Genomic DNA, 1484 nt, shown 5'->3' on the forward strand with positions numbered 1-1484 from the left:
ATATCCCGCAGGGCCCAGCAGAGCTGGGGCCACGCCGGCGCTTACGAGCGATGTCTTGCCGCTCGCCGGCGGACCGCATAGGAGAAGGAGTGCGTTGCCCTGGTTATGCGTTTCCTTGAGGCGCCGAAGCAGGTCCGACGTGCATCGCCTGCGTCCGAAGAATAGCGGCGCGTCCGCGATATCGAAGGGCCGGCCGCCTGGATAGGGCGGCTCGGACGTTGCAAGGGTCGGCAGCTCAACAGCGGAACCACCGTCCGGAAAAGCGACCGACGCGGTCACCCGGTAACCGCGTTTGCGAATGGTCGCAATGTAGCGTGGTGCGCGTGCGTCATCGCCCAGCGCGCGACGCAATTGGGCGATCGCCTTGTGGACCGGATTGTCTCCGTAGAAGTGACCGGCCCAGCAGGTCGTGAGCAGATGGTCGGTCGAGAGGACCTCAGGTGCCCCCAACGCCAGTGCGACCAGGACATCCATCAGTTTCGGCTCGAGCGACACGCGCTCGTCCTGGCGCTCGATGACGCGCTGTCCGGGGCGCACCGTCCAGTCGCCGAACGTGAAGAAGGGGGGCCTCATGGCAATGATGCATGCCGCGGTCAGGCCGGACTGTGCCGCGCTAAGTCCTTAGTTTGTGGGAAGAAGGTCCGCCGTAAGGTTTCCGGAAGGACACCCGAGCGCCTTTCCGACGAGGCTCTACGGCATCTTCCACCTGGACAGCACACATGAATGGACATCCCTTCCCTGGCCCTGAGGCCGGGCGCATTTTGTCACAGGCCTTCAGAGCCAGTGACAGAGGCGCCACCGCCCGCACTACCGTGGTTCTCGCGGACCAGCAAGCCGTCCTGCGCGATGCGGTGGCTGCCGTGCTGCAGGCACACGAGGGCGTGGACATCGTCGGGAGCACGGGTGACGGGCAGGAATGCGTGCGCCTGGGTCAGGACGAGCGCCCCGATCTTCTGATCTTCGACACGGCCGTCGCCGGCATGTCGGGGCTCGAAGTCGTGCGACGCATCGCCAGGGACTCCCCGGGAACGCGGATGCTCTGCCTGTCCGCTCGGGAGCAGGCTCACTGGGTCAGGGCCGCGTTCGACGCCGGTGCCCACGGCTATGTCGCCAAGCGGAATACGTTCGACGTACTTGCACGCGCCATCGACGGCGTGATGCGTTCCGGTTCTTACGTCAGCCCCGATGTCGCGCATGTCCTGGTCAACCGCTTTCGAGGTCGTGCCGCCCATGAGGGAGGCAGCGGGGGTGAACTGAGCCATCGCGAGAGGGAGGTGGCGCGGCTGTATGCCGAAGGACTCGCGACGCGGGAAATCGCCGACCGCCTCCACCTCAGCATGAAGACGGTAGGCACCCATCGCGATCACGTGATGGCCAAGCTCGGCATCCGCGGCATTGCCCAGCTGACGCGCTACGCGGTCCGCGAAGGGCTCATCGATGTGGATCACTAAGCCAGCGAACGGGTTCGTCACCCAGAACAAATC

Annotated in this window: 2 protein-coding genes; one reads left to right on the forward strand and one right to left on the reverse strand. The window is 65.4% G+C overall.

Annotated features, from left to right (window positions below):
* Nucleotides 1-573: winged helix-turn-helix domain-containing protein (locus AC1DT2_RS23125; RefSeq protein ID WP_477299014.1), on the reverse strand; the 573-nt coding region annotated here is incomplete at its 3' end.
* 146 nt (nt 574-719) lie between these two features.
* Here AC1DT2_RS23125 and AC1DT2_RS23130 point away from each other — a divergent pair.
* A complete protein-coding gene (locus AC1DT2_RS23130; protein WP_082879167.1) occupies nt 720-1451 on the forward strand; it encodes a response regulator in 732 nt (243 codons plus the stop codon).
* The last annotated feature ends 33 nt before the right edge of the window (nt 1452-1484 follow it).

It is taken from the genome of Luteibacter sp. P4_E6, assembly GCF_056401535.1.